This is a genomic window from Shewanella sp. JNE2, assembly GCF_023159115.1.
In the GTDB taxonomy this organism is placed as follows: Bacteria; Pseudomonadota; Gammaproteobacteria; order Enterobacterales; family Shewanellaceae; genus Shewanella; species Shewanella putrefaciens.
The window spans coordinates 1,998,821-2,022,538 of sequence record NZ_CP096169.1 but is presented as its reverse complement, the minus strand read 5'-3'; the positions used below and the strand labels follow the sequence as shown (position 1 = coordinate 2,022,538).

The 23,718-nt window shown below is 44.8% G+C and carries 18 protein-coding genes and 1 tRNA gene; 7 read left to right on the top strand and 12 right to left on the bottom strand.

The features are described 5' to 3' along the window. The first annotated feature begins 13 nt into the window (after positions 1-13). Positions 14-2,740: a phage/plasmid primase, P4 family gene (locus tag MZ182_RS09090; protein WP_248065871.1), complete on the top strand. Its 2,727-nt coding sequence runs from the start codon at positions 14-16 to the stop codon at positions 2,738-2,740. Positions 2,741-2,864: 124 nt separating this feature from the next. On the opposite strand, the gene MZ182_RS09085 is transcribed toward MZ182_RS09090, so the two are convergent. From MZ182_RS09085 to MZ182_RS09060, 6 genes are all read right to left on the bottom strand, one after another. Next, entirely contained in the window at positions 2,865-3,254 is a 390-nt protein-coding gene (locus MZ182_RS09085; RefSeq protein WP_172591132.1) for a type II toxin-antitoxin system death-on-curing family toxin, read from the bottom strand. Then, entirely contained in the window at positions 3,254-3,424 is a 171-nt protein-coding gene (locus MZ182_RS09080) for an acetyltransferase (protein WP_172591131.1), read from the bottom strand. The genes MZ182_RS09085 and MZ182_RS09080 overlap by 1 nt, the downstream gene beginning before the upstream one ends. Before the next feature lie 125 nt (positions 3,425-3,549). After that, positions 3,550-5,376: a site-specific integrase gene (locus MZ182_RS09075; RefSeq protein ID WP_248065872.1), complete on the bottom strand. Its 1,827-nt coding sequence runs from the start codon at positions 5,374-5,376 to the stop codon at positions 3,550-3,552. A 130-nt stretch (positions 5,377-5,506) separates the two neighbouring features. Continuing rightward, positions 5,507-5,594 (bottom strand) — tRNA-Ser (locus MZ182_RS09070). Between the two features lie 212 nt (positions 5,595-5,806). Further along, the gene (locus MZ182_RS09065; RefSeq protein WP_011919219.1) at positions 5,807-7,801 is read right to left on the bottom strand and encodes a methyl-accepting chemotaxis protein; all 1,995 of its coding nucleotides are present in this window, start codon (positions 7,799-7,801) and stop codon (positions 5,807-5,809) included. Positions 7,802-8,047: 246 nt separating this feature from the next. Further along, positions 8,048-8,680: a YchE family NAAT transporter gene (locus MZ182_RS09060; protein ID WP_115014540.1), complete on the bottom strand. Its 633-nt coding sequence runs from the start codon at positions 8,678-8,680 to the stop codon at positions 8,048-8,050. Positions 8,681-8,997: 317 nt separating this feature from the next. Here MZ182_RS09060 and adhE point away from each other — a divergent pair, with 317 nt between their 5' ends. After that, entirely contained in the window at positions 8,998-11,610 is a 2,613-nt protein-coding gene (gene adhE, locus MZ182_RS09055) for a bifunctional acetaldehyde-CoA/alcohol dehydrogenase (protein WP_011919217.1), read from the top strand. 200 nt (positions 11,611-11,810) lie between these two features. Here adhE and MZ182_RS09050 read toward each other — a convergent pair whose 3' ends face one another. The 3 genes from MZ182_RS09050 to MZ182_RS09040 all read right to left on the bottom strand — a co-directional run bounded on the left by MZ182_RS09050 (position 11,811) and on the right by MZ182_RS09040 (position 15,563). After that, positions 11,811-12,746 carry a M14 family metallocarboxypeptidase gene (locus MZ182_RS09050; RefSeq protein ID WP_248065874.1) on the bottom strand — a complete coding sequence of 312 codons (936 nt, stop codon included), beginning with the start codon at positions 12,744-12,746 and terminating at the stop codon, positions 11,811-11,813. A gap of 70 nt (positions 12,747-12,816) precedes the next feature. After that, the gene (locus MZ182_RS09045; RefSeq protein WP_248065875.1) at positions 12,817-13,275 is read right to left on the bottom strand and encodes a GNAT family N-acetyltransferase; all 459 of its coding nucleotides are present in this window, start codon (positions 13,273-13,275) and stop codon (positions 12,817-12,819) included. Between the two features lie 236 nt (positions 13,276-13,511). Continuing rightward, the gene (locus MZ182_RS09040) at positions 13,512-15,563 is read right to left on the bottom strand and encodes an alpha/beta hydrolase family protein (RefSeq protein ID WP_181811380.1); all 2,052 of its coding nucleotides are present in this window, start codon (positions 15,561-15,563) and stop codon (positions 13,512-13,514) included. A gap of 4 nt (positions 15,564-15,567) precedes the next feature. Here MZ182_RS09040 and MZ182_RS09035 point away from each other — a divergent pair, with 4 nt between their 5' ends. Then, a complete protein-coding gene (locus MZ182_RS09035) occupies positions 15,568-15,720 on the top strand; it encodes a hypothetical protein (protein ID WP_156471683.1) in 153 nt (50 codons plus the stop codon). Positions 15,721-15,827: 107 nt separating this feature from the next. Here the strand turns inward: MZ182_RS09035 and MZ182_RS09030 are convergent, their stop codons facing one another. Next, positions 15,828-17,372, bottom strand: coding sequence for a fumarate hydratase (locus MZ182_RS09030; protein ID WP_248065877.1), 1,545 nt, complete (start codon positions 17,370-17,372; stop codon positions 15,828-15,830). Between the two features lie 119 nt (positions 17,373-17,491). On the opposite strand from MZ182_RS09030, the gene pabB reads away from it, so the two are divergent. After that, a complete protein-coding gene (gene pabB / locus MZ182_RS09025) occupies positions 17,492-18,892 on the top strand; it encodes an aminodeoxychorismate synthase component I (protein WP_248065879.1) in 1,401 nt (466 codons plus the stop codon). A gap of 39 nt (positions 18,893-18,931) precedes the next feature. After that, positions 18,932-19,516 (top strand): CoA pyrophosphatase, encoded by a 585-nt coding sequence (locus tag MZ182_RS09020; protein WP_011789511.1) that lies wholly within the window; start codon positions 18,932-18,934, stop codon positions 19,514-19,516. A gap of 20 nt (positions 19,517-19,536) precedes the next feature. Here the strand turns inward: MZ182_RS09020 and MZ182_RS09015 are convergent, their stop codons facing one another. Then, positions 19,537-19,872 (bottom strand): hypothetical protein, encoded by a 336-nt coding sequence (locus tag MZ182_RS09015; RefSeq protein ID WP_011789512.1) that lies wholly within the window; start codon positions 19,870-19,872, stop codon positions 19,537-19,539. Between the two features lie 150 nt (positions 19,873-20,022). Between MZ182_RS09015 and asnS the strand changes: the two genes are divergently transcribed. Beyond that, entirely contained in the window at positions 20,023-21,423 is a 1,401-nt protein-coding gene (gene asnS / locus MZ182_RS09010) for an asparagine--tRNA ligase (RefSeq protein ID WP_011789513.1), read from the top strand. 129 nt (positions 21,424-21,552) lie between these two features. On the opposite strand, the gene MZ182_RS09005 is transcribed toward asnS, so the two are convergent. After that, positions 21,553-22,338 (bottom strand): substrate-binding periplasmic protein, encoded by a 786-nt coding sequence (locus tag MZ182_RS09005; RefSeq protein ID WP_248065881.1) that lies wholly within the window; start codon positions 22,336-22,338, stop codon positions 21,553-21,555. Between the two features lie 346 nt (positions 22,339-22,684). Between MZ182_RS09005 and MZ182_RS09000 the strand changes: the two genes are divergently transcribed. Then, positions 22,685-23,698, top strand: a complete 1,014-nt coding sequence (locus MZ182_RS09000; RefSeq protein WP_248065883.1) for a D-alanine--D-alanine ligase — start codon at positions 22,685-22,687, stop codon at positions 23,696-23,698. Positions 23,699-23,718: the final 20 nt, after the last annotated feature.

The following is a 23,718-nucleotide window of genomic DNA, read 5'->3' as shown; positions in this document are numbered from 1 at the left end:
GGAGATGACCAAAATGGCATCAGAAAAAGTTTTTTTAGCTAAGAATGAAGTTGTAACACCCAATGACGAAATCGACTTTGCGGAGGTAAAGAGCCAATTCTTTCTACCAGAGGCCATATCAGCCGCTCTTGGCACCAGCTATAAGTCATGTGGGACAGACCTCTATCAACTTGATCCTGACGAATGCCCATTCTGTGGGCATAAAGGATGCTTTAAGTTCCATTGTAGTGATATCGAAAATCAACATTTCAAATGTTATTCCGGCTATTGTGGGAAACGTGGTGATATTTTTGATTTTCTAGTTCATTTCGATCAGGCAAAGCATTCTAGAGATGCTGCTATAAAGCTCATTAATGGTGAGATCGATGGAGTCACTATTTTACCCGCTTCAAGAGCTAATAAGTCCAAAGTTGAAGCTGAAACAGTAGAACTCACAGCAGAGCAATTAGCTCGTCGTCAAGCCCTGTTCGAGGCGGCATATCAATATTACGTAGAGCCTATGTTAGTAGATAACAGCAAGCCTCTTGCTGTTCTGATGGAAAAGCGAAAACTCCGCAAAGAAGTATTGATCGATAACGACGTAGGTTATTCCCACGGCCAACTTTGGAGGGCGTTAAGAGCCAATGGTTTTAGCCTTGAGGAAATGTATGCATCAGGATTGGTTAAGGCAGGTAAATCTAATCCTACAGACTTTTTCCCAAGAGATGTCTATATCTTTCCCCATTATGATGAGGAAGGTAATCTTTGCCGCTTTACTTTTAAAGATCCCAAAAAAGAAAAGCAATATCAACTGCCTAAGCAATATTGGTTGAATAACATTCAGTTTTATGGCCAGCATCTCCTTGGTAACTTTGATAAGGTTGCCATTGTTGAAGGAGAACACGATCTACTTGCGTTGCTTTCACATAATTGGGATGGAGCAGTACTAGCAACCAACGGCCAAATTAACCAAGCACAACTGGCGTGGATTAAGGACAATCTACATGACAGAAATGTAGTGACCTTCTTCGACAGTGACCCTGCGGGTGATAAGTATCGGGAGAAGCTCGCTCTACTGGGCTTACCAGCACTTGTCCAAGTTACCTTACCAGAAGGGCAAGGTAAGGATATTGATGATTATTTGCGGCAAGACAACGCCCTTTCTATTGAGGTATTGCTAGAACAATACGGTGTTGTAGCCCCACAAGCGTCGATAGAGACAACTTCAGAAACGATGCAAGATGGAAGTCCTGCTAGCCACCAGCAAACTAAGTTGTCTATGGACATCATTTCAGCTATTTGGGGTTCGTTCGATGAAGATACGCTAAATGACGTTGGTAATGCGGATAGGCTGACAAAAGTAGCTGACGGAAAATTAGTCTATGTGCCAGAACTCAACTGTATGTACGAGTTTAATGAGCAGTGTTGGAGGCCTATAGGTGATAAAGAATTGGCACTAGCTCGATGTATTGGTGAGGGAATTATTGCTCAAGCGAATCGTATGCTAGAAGATCCCGCGACGCTTAAGGACAAAACGAAGCGGCAACAAGCAGATAAGTTATTAGCATTTGGTAGACAGTCACTAAATCGCAAAAAACTTGCCGATATGTTGGAGATCTTCAAGTCTAGCAACTTGATTTCTGCAAAAGCCTTTGATGCAGACAAAATGCTAATGGGGATTAACAACGGTGTGCTCGACCTCGCAACCGGAAAACTGCTTGCTGCAAATAAGGAGATGTATATCAGCCGTTATAGTGATATCAACTACAAGCCTGATGTCACTTGCCCACGTTGGCTTCAGTTTATCGATGAGATCACCTGTGGCGATGTCGAATACGCTATGTTTTTGCAGCGAATGGTAGGCTATATCCTAACCGGACGGACTGATGAGCAAGTCTTGTTTTTCCTCTACGGTCATGGTTGTAATGGTAAGAGTACCTTCATGAGTATCATTCAGCGATTAATAGGGAGCTATTACCACCAGATAAGCAGCGATGTCTTACTGCAATCGAATAACAGTGGTAAAGGCCCTAACCCATCCCTAGCCAAGCTGAATGGTAGTCGTCTAGTAGTTGCCAATGAATTGCCAGAGGGCTCTCGAATGGATGAGAACCTTGTAAAGTCGATGACAGGTAATGATGTGATTGTCGCCCGTCAGTTGTATGCCAAGGTGGAGCTTGAATATATCCCCATGTTTAAGCTCATCATGGTCGGCAACCATAAGCCCGTCATTCGCGATACCAGCCCCGGCATGTGGCGACGGATGATTTTACTGCCCTTTAACGCCAGTTTCAGCCAGCAGCAAATGGACCCGCAATTAATGGATAAGCTCTATAACGAGCTATCAGGTATCCTCAATTGGGCACTTGAAGGCGTGCAGATGTGGCTAAAGGATGGCATTAAGGCATCTATCCCTAACTCAATTAAGTCAGGGATTGCGGAATATCGCCACGAGTCAGACTTACTTGCGATGTTCTTAGAGGAATGTACGAGCAAAGGTGATTTTGTGTATACCGATGAGCTTTACGATGCCTTTAGGAAGTGGGCAGAACGGGATGGCGACTGGAAAATGACCCGCAATATCATGACCAAACGGCTGGTGGAGAAAGGCTTCGAAAAAGGCCGTCACAATAGCAAAGCCATGATTAAGGGGATTAAGTTGAAGTCGATTTATGACGATACCTCTGAGCCAATTCCACAAGCTAGCATGGGGATGAGGCATGCGACACCTACAAACCCAAACTCCGAGTATAGCGTTTAGGTATCTGATAACGAAAAACGTAAAGAGAGGCTTTAAGCCTCTCTTTTGCTATCAATCACATCAACACATTGGCTTGTGTATCTACCCATGGAGAAATCACATCAGATCACAAGGGATAAATAACTTACAACCCCTTGAGATACTGAGCATAAAGAATGTCAGCAAAGTCAGTCTCGGTAATCTCTTGAAGCACTAAGTCTCGGATAGCATTCGCTAGCAGTTCATTATCCTCTGTGATTTCATAGTCGTTTAGAGATAAGTATTCGAGTGCTACTGCTAAACCAGTTCGCTTATTTGCATCAGGACAAGCGTGAGATACCGCTATACAAGCAGTGTATTTTGCAGCAATCTCAAACACATCATCTAAGCCTTGGTAGACAATCGCATTGTCAATACGGCTCAACGCTCCCTGAAGTTTAGGAATATCAACCGCACCTTTCATGCCGGGCTCTGTCGAAAGGATTAACGCATTAATTTCGACCACACGTTCAAAAGGAAAACAGATGATATCCATTACATATCAGCCAACTTTTGGAAAGTTTTGGGATGGGTTCTTAATGCTAGTTTGGTTTCTGACTTAACGATTTGACGTCCAAAGTCACCTGATAAATCAAGTTGTTTGGTCGCCTTGATCTTCGGTCTAGTTACCACTTGAACACCGTAAACTTCTAATTTTCGATTCATAATCTCATACCTTTATGATCTTCGACTTGCCAACAGTATAGCCTGAGACAACAAGGAAAAATACAGTAACGAGCTAAGGCTCGTACACTCGGGTACTAAGCCTTAGCGATTAAGCCACCTTGTTATTATTGAGCACGCCACTTCGGAATATCTATCACAGGCATCTTATCTATCTCCTGATGCAACTCTGAGTAGATACCATAGTTTCGCCCCGTATTCCCCGCATTTGAGTGCCCTGTTATCGCATTTTGGACATCCTCACGCATGACCTTTCTGGCTTCGGTGATAAAGCGATGGCGGAATGCATGTAGCGGTTTTAGGAAGTCAAAATGCTCGATATCGAGTGTCTTAAAGGCGTCTTTCAGATAACGTGCGACCGCGAGGTGATACTTAGCCTTTTTGTTGGCCTTGAGTATTGGGAATAATCGTCCATCTGCAGGCAAGGTATTCAAGTAATCCAGTAACCCTAACTGAATGAGAGCCTGACAAATTGGCACCCTTCTCGACTCCCCCGTTTTAACGGATTGGTCATCGCGTAGCTCCTGAATATGGAAATACCATCGCTCGCTATTATCGCTATCTTGCTTGATATCTTTCACGTAAAGCTGAGCAATCTCCTCTGCCCTTGCTCCTGTATAGGCCAGAATAACAGGCAACCAGTAAGGAGCTTCACCGTATCTTGCCTTTTGAGCATTGGTACGTTGCCTAAAGAGTGGCAGGGAGAAAATCTTTGTCAGTTCGGCATTTGAGTAGCCCGGATCTCTAATCACCCTCACCGTTTCTTTGCCGGGCGACACTTGATGGCAAGGATTCTTCGGCAAAATGTCTAACTTGACCGCCTGTTGGAAATACCCCGAAATCAGCTTAAGTTCCTTATCTGCAGTATTGATGCTCACACGAGCCAAGCCTCGTTTATCCGCGATATCGATTTGCTTGTTGAAGGGTAATGCTCGTATCTCTTGGCTTGGTTTACTCGGACAGCGAATAATCCAACTGAAGAATTTACGCATATCTAGCTTTTGGATTTCACCAATAGGCTTATCGGCAAAAAACTCTATCAGTCGCTCACAAGGGCGATTGCGGTCACCTTGCCATGATCTGAAGGCAACTTCTGAGCTCAGAGCCTTCTTCTGATTATTCACCCAGTCAATCAACTGCGAAACGCTAGAAGATACGGATAATTCAGCTTCCTTTTGTTTGCTTGGAGCTGTACTGCTGGTGGTCATGGCCGTAACGATAAACCCTAAATCCTTAAGCTGCTGTAACGCATCACCGCTCGGATCTGTAGGTTGGATATTCGTATCAGGTAGGGTCGGCTCAAAGCCTCGGTTTAGCTCCCGCCGAATGAGTCCTTGTTTACGCCGAGCGAGTTCTTCATGGTCGATTGCAGAGTTACAGAGCCTGATACAGGCATTTGCCAATTGGATTGCGAGATACAATCTTAATGAATGGTCGTAAAGTCGGCATTGAGAAAGCTCAAGGGCTTCATCAACGAATGCACTCATATGCCGCACAAAGCGTTGTTCTTCTGTTTGTTGGCGGCTTGTTCCATTAGCCTCATGGAGCACTTCTAGCGGCTCGCTGAACCACTCAGTCATGCTTGCAAGTCCTTCGGGAGTTTCGAGCAGATATCTTGCTTGAATGTCTGCTTGCGTTAGCCGTCCATGCTCATGAGCCACCCAATAGCTGACAATAGCATCTAACTGAGATGCAGATATTCTCTGCTCGTTCTCTTGATTGTCGAAACGTGACTGAGCACGAGCAATCGCAGACTCGAACTCCGCAATCACTCCAGCAGCCCTTGTTTTGGCTTCATAGGCATCCTTAGTCTCTAGGCTTCGCTTAAGCTCAACTTTGCCATCAAGAAAGGGCCGTAAATGCTTAGGAATACCCTTGCGGATTTTCCAGATTCCAGACTTTGGATCGCTGTATGGTTGAATCATAAATGCCATCGTTTTGTACCACCCTTTTGTACCACCTTAAGGTGCCAAAGGTTGGTGAGCCATTGGATTTAGCAACTATAATTCATAGGTTTATGATAGAAAAGAAAAAACCCGACCATTTGATCGGGTTCTTAGAATTTGGCGGTGAGAGAGGGAGTCGAACCCTCGATACGTTTCCGTATACACACTTTCCAGGCGTGCTCCTTCGGCCACTCGGACACCTCACCGTATTTTGTTGATTTATGTTTACGTGGTTAATCTTTCACGATTGAACGGGTTAACGCAATATCAGTCTTGCCGAGGGACTTTTTGCCGTTAACGGAGCGGTACTGTACGCAAAAGCCTTATGGGGGTCAAGTAAAAAAGAATCGATTTCAGGCGGTTGCACAATTGCTAAGCAAACCGCCTTTCGTTTGAGCAGTGTTATAAAGTTAACGTATTAATTCACCGTAAATTTATGCACTTCTTTAGACATAAGATCCGCGTCAAATGTGAGTGCTTTTGTTAGCTCACGTAATTCATCGGAAATTCTTTGGGTATTGAGATAAATCTCACTTATCTTCAACGCATTACGATTCACATCTTCAGATACAGCGGATTGTTCATGGGTTGCTGTGGCAATTTGTTCGTTCATACGATCAATAATGTCCACTTGTTCTACAACACGCTTAAGTTCTATTCCCGCTTGCTCTGCTTCTTGAACACTGATATTGGCTTGCGTTAACCCTCGCTCCATTGCTTTTACAGCAATACTCGCTCCCGATTTTAACCTGTCTGTCATATTTTTAATGTCTGCCGTCGACGTTTGCGAGCGTTGCGCTAAATTTCGAACCTCATCGGCGACCACGGCAAAACCACGCCCCATTTCACCTGCACGGGCGGCTTCAATCGCGGCATTGAGTGCGAGTAAATTAGTTTGTTCTGCAATACTGCTGATCACATCTAATACCACCACAATACCGTGAATTTCGCGATCTAATTCATTGATTGCTTGAGAAGCGCCACTGATGTCATCTGCAAGGGCTTTAATGGCGTTGCTTGTTCGGCCTACTTCAATATTCCCTGCCTTGGCCTCTTGATTCGCTGCACTTGATGCTTCAGAGGCTTGCACTGCGTTGCTTGCGATTTCAGCGACGGTGGCACTCATTTCTGTCATCGCCGAAGCGACTTGTTCAGCTTCGCTGTGCCCTTCCATGACATCCTGCTCCATAGCATGAGTACACAAATCCATTTGCTTAACGGCTTGTTGTAATTTAGCGCCACTGGCACGCACCTGCAAAATCACATTTTCAAAATCGCTCATCATGTCATTAAATGCAATGGCAAGCTCACCAAACTCATCGGAACTCGAATGAGTTAAACGTACGCTTAGATCATAATTTTTACGGGCTTGGGTAATGGTTGAATATAAGTGATGAACACTATCATGTAAGTAGCGGATCACTGATAAGCTAAAAATCAATACGAGTGTGAGTACCAATGTTAATGTCGCCAACACAAAAAACATATGCTCATTGGCAGATTGCAGTCGTTTATGGGTGGTTTTGAGTAAATCTGTTGATACCTGCTGTTCAAAATCTCGCAAGCTATCAATACGCGCCGTTGATTTAGTGAACCACTCTTCAGGACTTTGTTGTTGGATTTTTTGGTTATCTTGCTCAAGCGCAATTTGACGTAATGCTTCAACTTCACGTACTTCATTAGAGTTTTGAATGCGGCTCACTGCTTGCACAAGTTCTGGAGTAGCTAAGGCTTGAAAACGCTCTAGATAGCTATTTTGCTCAGAAACGAGTGTAATAAATCTTGCGTAAACCTGTGGTTTAAAACCATATTGTCCAAAGGTTGAGCTAAGCACAGCACGCTCAATTCCTGCTCGCTCTTTCATCTGTAGGTATGCGCTAAACGCCGCAGCTTTAATCGCAATTTCTTGGTTAGCGCCCGCCTTGGCAGTCTCATCCACTATGGCTAATAAGATCTTATTCAGATCTGTGTAGTACGCGACTTCCTCTGCCACACTAATAGACAAACTGTCTGTTTGGGAACGGATCCCCGCTAATCGACCTAACTGAGTGTTTAATTCTCTTAGCTTTGGAGCAAATAATTCAGGTAATGCATTTTCAGCAATAAAAGATTGATAAAGCTTGAGTTGGCTATCGGTCAAGCGTCTCTGTTCAGGTATCTTTCCAGCAAAAGCCTTTCCACCTGAGCCAATAAAACCAGCACTCATACCGCGTTCTTTCTGTAATTCGTGCACTAAATTACTGTTCGTCACCGCCAGTTCACTCAACTGTACAACAAGTTGTAAATCTTGACGGTACTTAAATTTTTCAGTGAGAAAGAGTGCACCGTAAAGAAAGCACGCAATTAACGGTGGTAACACAACCATAAGCAACTTCTGTTTTAAGCTGAGATTACCAATCCATTGCCATTTCATAAAAATATTCCTTGTTTAGCGAGGTTAAACCTAATGGGCACTTATTATATAGCATAGGTTTGGGGTTAGAACGATTCGACATCACTACTTTAGAGAGTGCTAAGTTTTAAAAAACAGGTGCTTGTCACTGTAACACGGGTAATGTTGGAGCTCTCGAGCCCTGAATGGGTTAAATGTTTAAAAATGCTGAATGGAGAAAAAAGCCCCAGTACTCACTGAATAAATGAATATTAGGGCGTTAATCCGTTAGCTGAACAATTGAGGGAAAAGCCCTTTAATACCTGCCGCGATCACTTCTATTCCGATAGATAACATCAAGAGTCCCATCAAACGGGTAATCACGTTAATACCTGTTTTACCTAAAATTTTATAAATAATAGAGGCCATTCTAAACAGGGCAAAACTCACTAGGCCAAAAACAATCACAGTAATAAACATCGCAATAATATTGGACACTGAATTATGTTCAGCGGCAAACACGATAACAGAGCTAATGGCACCGGGCCCTGCCATTAAAGGTAACGCTAAGGGCACCACAGCAACGGATTCCATCGCAGAGGATTCGCGGTCTTCCTCTTGGTTGCGTTTCACCTCGCCTAACTTACCCTGCAACATCGACATGGCAATAATGGCTATCAAGCTACCGCCCGCAATCCTAAAAGCCGAAAGTGAGATACTGAACATATTTAAAATATGCTGACCCGCAACGATGGTCACCAGCAAGATAACCACTACCGCAAAGTTAGCCACTTTTCCGGTATGGTTTCGCTCCGCTTCTGTTTGATGACTGGTCAAACTCACAAATACGGGCAGCAATCCAATCGGATTGATGATGGCAACGAGGCCAAGAAAAAATTTAACGTAAAGTGTTAACTCCAAGTTGCGATCCTTATATGCGTGTCACGCCATGTTCATCAAAGTAAGCTCAAGGGCCAGTATAGTATCTCAAGCTCAGATGACTGAAAAATGAGATTTTTGAGGTTTAATCACAAGTTTAAATAATATTTGATTATTCCATTTGAGTAGCACATACCGATAGTTATAGAAACAGATCACTATTATTGTAGTTTTATTACAAATAAATTGCATATTGATAGTATGCTCACACTTTATGAGTGAGTTTAAGTGTAATTTTCTACCATAAAGAAGATTTAGTGAACATGAGCATTCCCTAAATCTTTTTAGGAGTGTTAATCATGTTAGTGACCAATGCACAAGAACTGGATCTGATGGTCGAGCGTGTCGCCAAGGCACAGGCCGAGTATGCAACCTTCAGTCAAGAACAAGTGGATGCGATATTTCGCGCAGCCGCCCTCGCCGCTGCGGATGCGCGTATCTCGCTAGCCAAAATGGCAGCGGCAGAAACACGTATGGGTGTTATTGAGGACAAGGTGATCAAAAACCACTTTGCCTCTGAATATATTTACAACAAGTATAAAGATGAGAAAACCTGCGGTATTTTGTCTGAAGATCTCACCTTTGGCACAATCACTATCGCCGAGCCCGTTGGCATTATTTGCGGCATAGTGCCCACGACTAACCCAACATCTACGGCAATATTCAAGGCCTTGATTAGCCTTAAAACCCGCAATGCCATTATTTTTTCGCCCCATCCAAGGGCTAAAGCCTCAACCACCACTGCCGCAAAATTAGTGCTTGATGCTGCCGTGGCCGCTGGCGCACCGAAAGATATTATTGGCTGGATTGATGAGCCTAGCGTCGCACTATCAAATCAGCTAATGACTCACCCTAAGGTTAATTTGATCCTTGCCACGGGCGGCCCTGGTATGGTGAAAGCCGCCTACTCCTCAGGTAAACCTGCCATTGGTGTGGGCGCAGGAAATACCCCTATCGTTATCGATGAAACCGCCGATATAAAACGCGCGGTGAGTTCTATATTGATGTCCAAAACCTTCGATAACGGGGTGGTTTGCGCATCTGAGCAAGCAGTGATTGTCGTCGATAGCATTTATGAGCAAGTGAAAGAGCGCTTCGCAAGCCATGGGGGTTATATCTTATCGGCAAGTGAAACCGCGGCAATGCAAAACGTCATCCTCAAAAATGGTGGCTTAAATGCCGATATCGTGGGGCAAAGTGCGGCGAGTATTGCCAAAATGGCGGGGGTTGAAGTACCTCATTGGACTAAGGTGTTGATTGGTGAAGTGACTGATATTAGTGAAAGCGAAGCCTTCGCCCATGAAAAATTATCGCCACTGCTTGGTATGTACCGCGCTAAAGACTTTAACGATGCCGTCGATCAAGCCGAAGCCTTAGTTGCACTTGGGGGGATTGGCCATACATCAGGACTTTACACCGACCAAGACACTCAAACCGAACGCGTTAAAACCTTTGGTTTTAGAATGAAAACCGCACGAATTTTAATCAACACTCCCGCTTCACAAGGTGGTATTGGCGATCTCTATAACTTTAAATTGGCCCCATCTCTCACCCTCGGTTGCGGCTCTTGGGGCGGCAACTCGATTTCAGAAAACGTGGGTCCAAGTCATTTGATCAACAAAAAAACCGTCGCTAAGAGGGCCGAAAACATGCTGTGGCACAAGCTTCCTTCATCTATTTATTTCCGCCGTGGCAGTCTTCCTATCGCCCTTGAGGAATTAAGTGATAAAAAACGCGCGCTGATCGTCACAGATAGATTTTTGTTCAACCAAGGTTATTGCAACGAAACCATTCGTATTTTAAAGGCTCAGGGCTTAGAAACTGAAATTTTCTATGATGTCGAAGCCGATCCCACCTTAGCCATTGTGCGCCAAGGGGCAAAGGTTGCCTGTAGTTTTAAACCCGATGTCATCATCGCCCTCGGCGGTGGCTCACCCATGGATGCCGCCAAGATTATTTGGGTGATGTACGAACATCCTGAGGTTGATTTTGCCGATCTCGCATTGCGCTTTATGGATATCCGTAAACGTATCTACAAATTCCCCAAAATGGGCACAAAAGCCATGATGGTGGCTATTCCGACAACCTCAGGCACAGGCTCAGAAGTCACACCTTTTGCGGTAGTTACCGATGAGCAAACAGGTAAAAAATACCCCATTGCTGATTATCAACTGACGCCCAATATGGCGATTGTTGACCCCAATCTTGTGATGGATATGCCCAAGTCACTCACCGCCTTTGGTGGCATTGATGCAGTAACCCATGCACTTGAAGCCTATGTTAGCGTAATGGCAAACGAGTATAGTGATGGCCAAGCACTGCAAGCCCTCGATTTATTGTGCAAATATTTGCCGGATGCCTATAACTTAGGTGCACAATCCCCAGTCGCCCGTGAAAAGGTTCATAATGGTGCCACCATTGCGGGTATCGCCTTTGCTAACGCATTCCTTGGGATTTGTCACTCGATGGCCCATAAACTCGGTGCCGAGTTTCATCTCGCCCACGGCTTAGCCAATGCGCTGCTGATCAACAACGTGATACGTTTTAACGCAACGGATCTGCCCACAAAGCAAGCGGCGTTTAGCCAATATGACCGACCCAAAGCCTTGTGCCGTTATGCAGCCATTGCCGACCATTTGAAACTAGGCGGAAAATCGGATGAAGAGAAAGTGGAAAAACTGCTTGAGAAAATCACACAGCTCAAGAAGACGATTGGCATTCCTGCTTCTATCCAAGAGGCCGGCGTCAACGAAGCCGACTTCCTCGCCAAGCTAGATGTACTCGCCGAAGATGCCTTTGACGATCAATGCACAGGTGCCAACCCACGTTATCCATTGATTAACGAGTTAAAACAGTTATTACTCGATAGTTACTATGGTCGCGATTATAGCGATAACTATACGACTAAATAAGTTGTGAGAAGAGTTAACGCGACTGATAGCGAGATTTAAGCGAGAGTTAGAAGTCGCTAAGCCTCAAAGAGAATGAGGTATCCAAAAGTATTAAGCCTTAAAAACCTTAAGCAAAAGCCCTCACTACGAGGGCTTTTTATTAGGCCGTGTTTACTTGATATTGATCCACGCAAAAATAGTAAAAATCTAACGTTAAAAATCTAACGCTGTGTTAGCACGTAATCGATAGCGCTAGTGATTGCCGCTACCTGTGCCAAATTACATTCCGCTGGCGTTGTCGATGGGCTATCAGGGTAAACTTCTGTCGTAGTGTTATAGGCACAACCCGTCACGCTGCTGCATAAGCCTAGCTTTTTCAACGGGTAATTGATCACTCCGTGCTGAACCACAGTCGAGCCAATGATCTCCCCTTTCTCATCGGCGGGTGCAATATGGGTCACTTTGCTCACACCGTCGATAATGGCCTTTTGGAATGCATCCATTGGATTTTCGGTATCACCCACGACATAAAAACCATCAGGGATTGTGCCTTTTTCATATTCAATCCCATCACGGGCGCAAAGCGCTGGGCGAAATTCTAATTCGTCTGAATCGGTAGTTTCATGTAAATCCACATGCAGATTAAAACCTTGTTCGACTGAAGCGACCAGAGCCATCAAGGCTGCCGATTCTTCTGCTGGACTATTGGCATAAAATGAACGATTAGGATCGATAGCCTTAGGATTCCAGCGATTAATCGTCTCATAACCCCAAGGGCTCACGCACACGGCAACCACTAAATTCACCTGTTGCACATAATTCGCCGCTTGATTGGCTAAGAAGGCTAATGCACCGTGAACGCCACTGGTCTCGTACCCATGCACACCGCCCGTCACCAGCACGGTTGGTTTTTGGCTATCAAATTTCTGCGTTGTAACTGCAAGCAATGGATAACGCAGTGGATCAATCGAAAGCGAGCCATATTGCACTGTGGCAAGCCCAAGTGCCGTAAGCTCAGCCTCCATCCTCTTAAGTGGCATCACGACATCGTCCTGATATGAACGCTTGATTTGGGTACTTGCAAGCCAAGCGGCTTTTTCGGCCTCGCCCCATTTTTCGCCAGCTGTGCCGATGGGATAAAAGGTTAAATTTGCCATAATTCCTCTATTTTTAGTTCTATTAGCTCAAATGAGAGTACTAATGTTTGGATGAATGAGTGCTGCCAACCTAAAGCGTCAGCTGCATGGGAATATCGCGGATCCCGCCGCGCTCTCGCTCGGGTCCTAGGGGCACAAAGCCAAAGCCTAAATACACAGCTTGCGCATTCAATGCCGAGTTCACGGTAAATATGCCCGGATTGCCTTGGGTTAAACATTGAGTTTTAGCATGTTCCCACAACATTCGCGCTACGCCTTGCCCCTGTGCATGGGAGGCGACAAAGAGATGGTATAAGTGACTATTCGCCTTCATCCCCACCACACCTGCGAGTTGGCCCGAGTCGGTTATAGCGACATGGTACTGATAACCCATAGCAAAGTAGCTACCAATCGCTTCAATCGACATGGCATTAACTAAGATTGCAGCACCCTCTGCAGTGCAAGTTGGGGCGATAAAATCTTGGGTTAATTGAGTGATTAATATGCTTATTTCAGGGATATCAGTTAAGGTTGCGGCTCGAATATTCATCTTAACTCCTTGATTAAAAATAAAGCCATTACATGACGCAATAAAAAGCCAGAACAGAGTCCTGGCTTTTTAAGACGTTTGAAAAATTCAATAGTCACTCACATCAAACAACTCGCCGATGATGACGCTACTAGGGCGAGCCTTGCATCTTTTATTACACAGTCATTCACTGTCTATTATTAAACAGTCTGTTATTAAACAGTCTGTTATTAAACAGTCTGTTATTGCGCTGGCAGTTACTGCTTAGTCCAGCTATCCATCCAACGGAATACGTTGGCATACCACTGCTCTAAGTTTTCAGGTTTTAGGATCCAGTGGTTTTCATCGGGGAAAATCAGTAACTCCGATGGAATACCCTTACGTTGCATATAGCTAAATGACGCTAACCCTTGACCATAGGGTACACGGAAGTCTTTCTCACCGTGGATCACTAACATGGGCGTTTTCCAGTTTTCAACATAATTCACTGGGTTAAACTTCTCATATAAGGCTTTGTTATCTGAGTAAGTGCCACCAAATTCATACTCTGGGAACCACATTTCTTCGGTCACATAGTACATAGAGCGCATATCGAACAGACCAGCATGGTTAACGAGGCACTTAAAGCCATCGTTCCAGTTACCTTGGATCCAGTTCATCATGTAACCACCGTAGGAACCACCGAGCGCACAGGCGTTTTGCGGATCGAGCCATTTTTGTTGCTGGCTCACCGCGGTTAGGCCTTTTTGCAGATCTTCTAATGGCTTACCACCCCAATCTTGGCTGATTGAATCAGTAAAGGCCTGACCGTAACCAGTAGAACCGTGGAAATCCACCATGACGACGCCATAACCTGCACCCGCCCATAATTGGGCATTCCAACGCCCGCTAAAACTATTGCCAAATGAACCTTGTGGCCCACCATGCACTAAGTAAGCAATCGGGTATTTTTTACCTTCTTGGTAGTTGGCAGGTTTGATCCAATAGCCATAAACGTCTTCGTTGTTCCAACCTTTAAAACTAAATTGTTGAAACTCGCCGAATTTAATCTTAGCCAGCTTATCTTTGTTGACTTCAGTTAAACGCTTAAGACCTTGACCATCGGTCGTGATGCTATAGAGATCGCCAGGCTCAACTAAGGTTTTGCTATCAAAAATTAATTGATCATTAGTCACGGCGATCAAGCTGTTAGTACCGTCACTATAGATGGATTGCACATCACCAAATTGGGTATTAATTTGGAAAATAGAGACTTGCCCCATATCCTGTGCTGTAACGTATAAAGTACGATTATCAGGGCCAAACATCAGTGAACTTGGGCTTCTGTCCCAAAGTGGCGCTACTTCCTTAGACTGGCCGGTATTGGTATCACGTAGCATTATCGCGTAGCGATCCGCTTCAAATCCGGGCTTTTTCATCGCTAAATAGGCCATATAACGGCCATCGCTCGAAAAGGTCGGCTGCGCATCCCATGCCAAATTGTCTTTGGTTAAGTTAGTTGCCGTCCCACCCGTCACTGGCACTTGCCATAGATCGTAGTTAGTCGTCCACGCTTGATCTTTACTCGGCGCTTTAGCGCTATAAACCACATATTTACCGTCTGGGGTAAAGGTCACTTCCTCCATACCTGAAAAAGGCTTTGGTGGTGTTTCAGTGTCTAAACCTTGGGTAATATCCACAACCTTGGTGAGTTTCTCGCCGTTTAATGCACCCACAAATAAGTGGTTGCGGGCATGATCTTCCCAAGTGTCCCAATGGCGAACCATCAACTGCTTGTATTCACGCCCAGTCGATTTACGCTCAGATTCGGCGGTAAATTTATCCTTAGAACAGGCTAAATCTTTACATTCAGGAAAGACACGCATGCTAAGTACGATTTGTTTACCGTCATTTGATAGCTTATAGCTATCAATATCCAAAGGTAAATCAGAAACTTGTACCGCTTCACCGCCCGTTAATGGCAGTTGAAAAAGCTGGCTTGAACCATTGCGGCTCGCAAGGAAATAAATCGATTTATCGTCACTTGCAAAACTCACATCGTGCTCAGTACCCGCGGCAGAGGTCAGTTGCAACGGCTTTGCATTGGCTTGAGTCAAATCTAACAAATATAAATCTGAACTGGCCTCTCCCTTTTCATTTACCGTTTTAAGGCCATAGACCAACTTAGTCCCATCGTGGGACACCGTTGTTGAATGCATTTTATTGAGTTTAATCAGCTGTTGCACAGAAAAAGGCGTTGGTTCAGCCGCTTGGACTGAGTACGCCAAACCTGTAGCGCTTAACGCGATGAGGAGAGGAGCTATTTTCATTGTTATGTCCATCTTTTGTTATAAACGTTCGGTCATTACCATCGAACGAATGTTAAAAGCGATCAGTGATCGTATCTTCGAAGATAAGCTTGCCACACTAACGAAACAAAAACGCTCAGGCAAGCCAAATGGCGAACCTGAGCGTATTTTTTTGTGACAAAATGTCAGTGACGCAGCGTTTTACCTCAAGAACAGATATCAGAACTCAAACTTAAGCTATTTTGCTTAAAAAGCCATCAAGTTCAATCCACTGCATCCTCACCTTTACGCTTTCGCGTTGGCGATATTCACTTTCCAAATCGCAGGACCCGTTTCATGGGCGTTCACGCCATGTGAATCCACTGCCACAGTCACTGGCATATCTTGCACATCAAACTCGTAAATCGCTTCCATGCCTAGATCGGCAAAGGCCACCACGCGAGAATGTTTAATCGCTTTCGATACTAAATACGCAGCGCCGCCAACGGCCATTAAATAAACCGCTTTATGTTTCTTGATAGATTCAACCGTCGCAGGGCCGCGCTCAGCTTTACCTATCATGCCCATCAAGCCCGTTTTCTCTAACATTAAGTCAGTGAATTTATCCATACGAGTTGCAGTGGTTGGGCCCGCAGGACCGACAACTTCAGTGCCAACGGGATCAACTGGGCCAACGTAGTAAATAAACTTACCGGTAAAGTCCACGCCTTCTGGCAGACCTTCACCGCTTTCAATCAGGTTTTGAATGCGTTTATGAGCAGCATCACGACCAGTCAACATTTTACCGCTGAGCAGAATGGTTTCACCGCTCTGCCACTGCTCGATATCCGCTTGAGTCACTGTATCTAAGTTAACACGGCGCACATCATCACCCACTTCACGGGTAATTTCTGGCCAATCGGCCAATGATGGCGGCGTGAGATCCGCAGGACCCGAGCCGTCTAAATGAAAATGTACGTGGCGAGTCGCTGCACAGTTGGGGATCATCACCACTGGCTTTGACGCCGCGTGGGTGGGCGCCGATTTAATTTTAACGTCTAACACTGTGGTTAAACCGCCAAGACCTTGCGCACCTATACCTAAATTATTCGCACGCTCAAAAATGTCTAAACGCAGTTTTTCTTCGGTCGTTTGCGCGCCACGGGCGAGCAACTCATGGATATCCACGCTTTCCATCAGCGCTTCTTTGGCTAATACGGCCGCTTTTTCCGCCGTGCCGCCAATACCTATACCCAGCATACCCGGTGGACACCAGCCCGCGCCCATGGTCGGTAGCGTTTTTTCTACCCAAGCGGCGATATCGTCAGATGGGTTTAACATCACCATCTTAGCTTTGTTTTCACTGCCGCCGCCTTTAGCCGCAATCGCCACTTCGATGTGGTTACCAGGCACCATGTCGATATGCACCACAGATGGGGTGTTATCTTTGGTATTTTTACGGCTGCCCGCAGGATCTGACACTATTGATGCGCGCAGTGGGTTATCAGGATTGGTATAGGCACGACGAACACCTTCGTCGACCATTTCCTGAATCGTCATATCGGTTTTGTCCCACTTTACACCCATACCCACTTTTACAAACGTGGTCACAATCCCCGTGTCTTGACACAAAGGACGCTTACCTTCGGCCGACATACGCGAGTTAATTAAGATCTGGGCAATCGCATCCTTCGCCGCAGCACTTTGTTCACGCTCATAAGCTTCGCTCATGGCATCAACAAAATCCTTTGGGTGGTAATAAGAAATGTATTGCAGGGCATCCGCCACACTTTCAATAAAGTCGGCTTGTTTAATAACAGCATTTTCAGACATTTTAGGGTGAGATGACATAGTAGGAGCGCTCCAGCAGCCTATGTGGCCTTACTTGTTTTTGTTTAATTCTTTCTGGGCCAATATGATACTCTTTCACATCTTTTTGGGCTACATCACATTTTAGATAGGATTAATCGATGGCAATTAGGGCGTCAATACCGCTTGCATCACGCCAACTTGACTGGACATTAAGCACCACAGAAGTATTCGAATACTTTGCTAAAGACGAGTGGGCAATTCTGCTCGATTCTGCTAGTGCGTCGCATCAAGATGCAAAATTCGATATTATTTGCGCGGCACCTATTGCCACTTTAGTCACCAAAGGTGAGCGAAGTGAAATAACCCTTATGCAATCAGATCTGACGTTGCCGGCAAAGACCAACGTAACAGATGATCCATTTGAACTCGTTAACTCATTATTAAATCATTGGTATCCAAACGCCATTGAAAGTGGCTTCCCCTTTGCAGGAGGCGCCATGGGTAGCTTTAGTTACGATTTAGGGCGTCGTATCGAAACGCTGCCAACAACGGCCAAGCAGGATATTCAACTGCCAGAAATGAATATCGGCTTTTACGACTGGGCGCTTATCTTCAATTACCAAACCCAGTGTTGGCATTTGTTGCACTATTTAGGCGAGAAAGCCCTCGAGATTGAGTTGAATAAAATTCAACATAAACTCACTAAAAAGCCAAACTCAGCGGCCTTTATGCTCACTAGCCCATGGGCAACACAGATAAATAAAGCCCAATACACGAGAAAATTTGAAGCTGTACAAGCCTATTTACACAGCGGTGATTGCTATCAAATAAACTTAACCCAACGATTTGAGGCAAGTTACCAAGGTGATGAATGGGCGGCGTACTGCCAATTACGTAAGGCCAATAAAGCCCCCTTCTCGGCCTTTATGCGTCTACCGCAAAACGCTATTTTGTCGATTTCACCCGAGCGTTTTATCCAGCTTCGCGGTGATGATATTCAAACCAAACCCATCAAAGGTACGATGCCACGTCATGCTGATCCACTGCTTGATACCAAGGCTGCCAGCACACTGGCAAACTCGCCAAAGGATCGTGCTGAGAATGTGATGATTGTCGATTTGCTGCGCAACGACATTGGCAAAGTGGCCGCAGCCGGTTCAGTACGTGTACCCCATCTCTTTGAGATTGAGAGTTTTCCCGCTGTGCATCACTTAGTCAGTACCGTTACCGCCAAACTCGCTAGCCAATTCACGGCGAGTGATTTACTGCGCGCCGCATTCCCAGGCGGCTCGATTACCGGCGCACCCAAAATTCGCGCCATGGAAATTATCGAGGAGCTAGAACCGTCACGCAGAAGTTTATACTGTGGTTGTATGGGATATTTAAGCCAAGATGGACAAATGGATACCAGCATCACCATTCGCACACTGATTGCCGAACGGGGTAAACTCTATTGCTGGGCGGGCGGTGGCATAGTGGCGGATTCAGAAGTGAATGCCGAATATCAAGAAACCTTTGATAAAATCAGCCGTATTTTACCTTTGCTTGGCGCTGAATGAAAAAACCTTAATTTTGATACTGGATAAACGAGAACTTCGATGGATCAAGCTGAATTTAGATTGAGATTTAATCTACATCCTTTAGCTCGGCAAGATCCGGCTGCTTTCCCTCACCTTGGATTACGCAAAGCGGCGGTATTGCTCCCTGTTCAAGACATTGCAGGTGAACTGAGTTTGATCTTAACCCAAAGACCTATGCATCTGCGTGCCCACCCAGGGCAAATTAGTTTTCCTGGCGGTAAAATTGAACCAAGTGATACGAATGCAATTGCTGCTGCACTAAGAGAAGCCGAAGAGGAAATCGGCCTGTTACGGCACAATGTGGATGTTGTAGGCACTTTTCCTGCTCACAATACCTTTACTGGATTTGAAATCACCCCAGTGATAGGTATCGTCAAGCAAGCATTTGTGATGAAACTCGATCCGGGTGAAGTCGCCGATTGTTTCTCTGTACCGTTAAGTTTTTTTATTGAACCAACCCATCGTCACCAGAAACGTTTTTTACGTCAAGGCCGTTATTACAATGTGCATTTTATCCCCTACCAACAGCGATTTATATGGGGAGCAACGGCAGCAATCATTGATCATCTCTGCCGCCATTTAAGTATCCCTTCGCAAATTTAGCCCCGCTAAATAACAAAAAGTTAAATGACAAAGCGAATATATAAGCCAGCGACAATCGAGGTGAGCAGTAATAGCGGAATGTTGAACCAATAGCCTAATTTACTGTGTTGGGCGACATAATAGTTAACCGCTAAACTCAAAAGGCTGATCCCACCGCAGGTCCAAATTAAATATTCTAGCAATTGCGTTCTATGGGGATCCCATTCAGCCCGTAACACCGCACCACGGCTAAGATAAGTCCCTACCTCGCGATCTGGCCTTGCCTCGCCAAAAACCAATAATGCGTATACGGCGAATATCCAGCCTAAAATGGACAATGTTGCGAGGATAATCTGAAATGTTCTCACTTTACTCATATCGCCTCCTGCCGTTTGAGTCACTATATCGCTAAATATTAGCAATATTAACCTCAGGATACCTTTTTCAGCTTGAGAAAAGCCACCAGCAAGGTAATATAAACCTCCAAAATTTTCATATAAAACGTTTCGTTGGAGAACTAAGCAACAATGAGCATTGCATCTGTCGCTTCTGTATTTAAAGGTGAGCACGCGGTCGGTTCTAAAGTCACAGTACGTGGCTGGGTCAGAACTCGTCGTGATTCTAAAGCCGGTATTTCTTTTTTAGCTGTCTATGACGGTTCCTGCTTTAATCCGATCCAAGGTGTCGTGCCCAATAGCCTCGAAAATTACGACAACGAAGTGTTAAAGCTAACTGCAGGCTGCTCTGTCGTAATGACAGGCGACGTGGTTGAATCTCCTGGCGCAGGCCAGGCATTTGAGCTACAAGTGACTGAACTTGAAGTCACTGGCTGGGTTGATGATCCAGACACATACCCAATGGCCGCTAAGCGTCATTCGATTGAGCATCTTCGTGAGCTCGCTCACCTGCGTCCACGCACTAACATTATTGGTGCTGTTGCCCGCGTTCGTAACTGTTTATCCCAAGCGATTCACCGTTTCTACCACGAAGAAGGCTTTATTTGGGTTTCTACACCACTTATCACTGCATCAGATTGCGAAGGCGCGGGTGAAATGTTCCGCGTATCGACTTTAGATATGGAAAACCTGCCCCGCACCAGTGAAGGCAAAGTCGATTACGATAAGGATTTCTTCGGTAAAGAGGCTTTCTTAACTGTATCAGGGCAATTAAACGGTGAAACTTACGCCTGTGCACTGTCAAAAATTTATACCTTTGGCCCAACATTCAGAGCAGAAAACTCCAATACTAGCCGTCACTTAGCTGAGTTTTGGATGGTTGAACCCGAAGTTGCCTTCGCGACCTTAAGCGATATCGCAGGTCTTGCCGAAGCGATGCTGAAATACGCCTTCAATGCCGTATTAACCGAGCGTATGGATGATTTACAATTCTTCGCACAGCACGTAGATAAAACGGTTATCGAGCGTTTACAATCTTTTGTGTCGAGTGATTTTGCCCAAGTGGACTACACCGATGCGGTTGATATCTTGCAAAAATGTGGCAAAACCTTTGAATTCCCAGTTTCTTGGGGTATTGACCTTTCTTCTGAGCACGAGCGTTATTTAGCCGAAGAACATTTCAAAGCCCCAGTTGTGGTGAAGAACTATCCAAAGGACATTAAAGCCTTCTACATGCGCTTAAACGAAGACGGCAAAACCGTTGCCGCAATGGACGTATTAGCACCCGGCATTGGTGAAATTATCGGGGGTTCTCAACGTGAAGAGCGTTTAGATGTGCTAGATATGCGTTTAGCCGAAATGGATCTGAACAAAGAAGATTACTGGTGGTATCGTGACCTTCGCCGTTATGGCACAGTGCCACACGCGGGCTTTGGTTTAGGTTTTGAGCGTTTAGTGTCTTATGTGACTGGCGTCTCTAACATCCGTGATGTGATCCCATTCCCACGTGCACCACGTACAGCAAACTTCTAATTCACTTTGATATTACTGGTGAATACTAAAACGCGCTTCGGCGCGTTTTTTATTGCGTTTGAAGTCATCCTAATCACCTGAAAACCTGATGAGTAATACCGTAGGTAATGAAGCACCCTACAAGATTAGTTACTCTAACTCCGCCGATAAACCGTAAAAATCATAGATCTCTTTCACTCGTCCAGAGCGAACCATTTCAATTAATACGCTATTCAATGACTCAAAAGCAGCAAAATGAGCCGACTTACGTGACATCCCAAAATAGTTGTCAATTTTATTTATTTGCCGATACTGTGCATAGCTAAAATCATGGAAACCAAGACTATTGAGTTGATATTCAATCGAGGCGCGGTCGAGGATAATCATGGTATCAAAACGACCTTTAATAAACATCTTATCCATATTTTCATCATCAATTGACTCCATTTTATTGATGGCCGTGTCGTCATTAAAACGCTCAAAATAGACGGTTTGGCGTTTGACTCCCACGCTTAATTTATATAAATCCTCATAAACTTGAATGCTCGACTCTTTACCTGCTTTGACCAAAAATAAAATATCTCTCGTTTGTGTCGACACAGGTCCAAGAAAACGGATAAAGGTTTCCCGCTCGGAGGTTTTTATGGTGCGCGGAACAATATCAACCTTACCGACTTGTAAATCATGGAGACTGCGAGCAAAAGGACTAATCGTCCAATGAATGCGATAACCAATTTTCTCTGCAGCCTCCTCGATAATGTCTTTTAAAGGGCTCGACATTGTCATAGTACGTTCATCAACGATCATTTCAGGAGGTCGATGGCGAAAATGAGCGTATAAAACCTTAGGCTCGACAGTGGCAAAAGCAGGAACTAAAGCGCCATACACAGTAAGACTAACTAGCAAGAGAAGAATTAAATGCCGCTTAAAAAACATACAGATGCATCATGTTGCGTATGAATAAACTTATTATAGTCACCATTTTTAGCATTGCGTTGAGTCGTATCTAAGTTAGTAAGCTGCAATGTGTGATCTCAACATCAAACCATGCAAATAAATGGTCAGTTAGCAAGGAGGTCTAAGCTTGTCATCCGCCCGAATATTTACCTCAATGTGGTTTACCACAGGTGATTAATGCGTTAAAAATCACCACTCGGTTAAGGTTCAATACCGCAGAACTTGCACTCATAGGGATAACAAAACTAAGATGGCTACGGCTATTTTATAGGATGATTGACCAACACATGGCTCTCATCTGATTTTGCTCAATTGAGGAATGACAATGTCTAAAATTAACTTACTTTTGCTGTGCGGCGGCGGAAGTGCTGAACACGATATTTCACTAATGTCGGCTAACTATTTTGAATCCTCATTGGCAAAATCCGATCAATTTTCCGTGTTACGGGTAGAGCTTGATAAATTGGGTCAATATCGCACCGCGGCAGGCGATGATTGTGAACTGACGAATAATCGCGAAATCCGTTTTCGCGATGAAACTAAAGCGCCTTGGCCTGTGGACTATGTTATTCCTTGCATCCATGGTTATCCCGGCGAAACAGGTGATATCCAGTCCTATTTCAACCTTATCCAACTGCCCTACTTCGGCTGTGAATCCGAAGCCAGTAGTAATTGTTTCAATAAAATCACCGCCAAAATGTGGTTTTCAGCCCTAGGGATCCCCAATACTCCCTACATTTTTCTACACCAATATGATGATGAGGCGATCAGCCAAGCACAAACCGCCTTGGCTAATTGGGGTTCAATCTTTATTAAAGCCGCGTCGCAAGGATCATCTGTCGGTTGCTATAAAGTGGATGACAGCAGCAAAGTGGCACAAGTACTCAAAGATGCCTTCGGCTACGCACCCTATGTTGTAGTGGAAAAAACCATTAAAGCCCGTGAATTAGAAGTCGCAGTATACGAATACAATGGTGAGATTGTGGCAACCCTACCAGGTGAAATTATCTGTGATACCAATACCTTCTACACCTTTGATGAAAAATACGCCAAAAGCAGTAAGGCACGCACCGATGTGGTTGCAAAAGATGTTTCTGTAGAGATCAGTGAACAGATCCGTGCTTATGCTATCAAGGCATTTAAGGGGATGAAGCTGCGTCACCTGTCACGTATCGACTTTTTCTTAACCGCTGAAAATGAAATTCTGCTCAACGAAATCAACACATTCCCTGGTTCGACACCGATTTCAATGTTCCCTAAAATGTTGCAAAACCACGGCCATGACTTTACCGAATATTTAAGCCTAGTGATCAACAGCCAGTTATCGGCAAAGGATTAAATCCGTTTTATTGTAGGTTA

Excerpts from the sequence above, each read along its gene's own strand:
- MZ182_RS09090 (WP_248065871.1), top strand. The coding sequence starts at position 14 with ATGGCATCAGAAAAAGTTTTTTTAGCTAAGAATGAAGTTGTAACACCC.
- MZ182_RS09085 (WP_172591132.1), bottom strand. The coding sequence starts at position 3,254 with ATGGATATCATCTGTTTTCCTTTTGAACGTGTGGTCGAAATTAATGCG.
- MZ182_RS09080 (WP_172591131.1), bottom strand. The coding sequence starts at position 3,424 with ATGAATCGAAAATTAGAAGTTTACGGTGTTCAAGTGGTAACTAGACCG.
- MZ182_RS09075 (WP_248065872.1), bottom strand. The coding sequence starts at position 5,376 with ATGGCATTTATGATTCAACCATACAGCGATCCAAAGTCTGGAATCTGG.
- MZ182_RS09065 (WP_011919219.1), bottom strand. The coding sequence starts at position 7,801 with ATGAAATGGCAATGGATTGGTAATCTCAGCTTAAAACAGAAGTTGCTT.
- adhE (WP_011919217.1), top strand. The coding sequence starts at position 8,998 with ATGTTAGTGACCAATGCACAAGAACTGGATCTGATGGTCGAGCGTGTC.
- MZ182_RS09050 (WP_248065874.1), bottom strand. The coding sequence starts at position 12,746 with ATGGCAAATTTAACCTTTTATCCCATCGGCACAGCTGGCGAAAAATGG.
- MZ182_RS09045 (WP_248065875.1), bottom strand. The coding sequence starts at position 13,275 with ATGAATATTCGAGCCGCAACCTTAACTGATATCCCTGAAATAAGCATA.
- MZ182_RS09040 (WP_181811380.1), bottom strand. The coding sequence starts at position 15,563 with ATGAAAATAGCTCCTCTCCTCATCGCGTTAAGCGCTACAGGTTTGGCG.
- MZ182_RS09035 (WP_156471683.1), top strand. The coding sequence starts at position 15,568 with ATGTCCATCTTTTGTTATAAACGTTCGGTCATTACCATCGAACGAATG.
- MZ182_RS09030 (WP_248065877.1), bottom strand. The coding sequence starts at position 17,372 with ATGTCATCTCACCCTAAAATGTCTGAAAATGCTGTTATTAAACAAGCC.
- pabB (WP_248065879.1), top strand. The coding sequence starts at position 17,492 with ATGGCAATTAGGGCGTCAATACCGCTTGCATCACGCCAACTTGACTGG.
- MZ182_RS09020 (WP_011789511.1), top strand. The coding sequence starts at position 18,932 with ATGGATCAAGCTGAATTTAGATTGAGATTTAATCTACATCCTTTAGCT.
- MZ182_RS09015 (WP_011789512.1), bottom strand. The coding sequence starts at position 19,872 with ATGAGTAAAGTGAGAACATTTCAGATTATCCTCGCAACATTGTCCATT.
- asnS (WP_011789513.1), top strand. The coding sequence starts at position 20,023 with ATGAGCATTGCATCTGTCGCTTCTGTATTTAAAGGTGAGCACGCGGTC.
- MZ182_RS09005 (WP_248065881.1), bottom strand. The coding sequence starts at position 22,338 with ATGTTTTTTAAGCGGCATTTAATTCTTCTCTTGCTAGTTAGTCTTACT.
- MZ182_RS09000 (WP_248065883.1), top strand. The coding sequence starts at position 22,685 with ATGTCTAAAATTAACTTACTTTTGCTGTGCGGCGGCGGAAGTGCTGAA.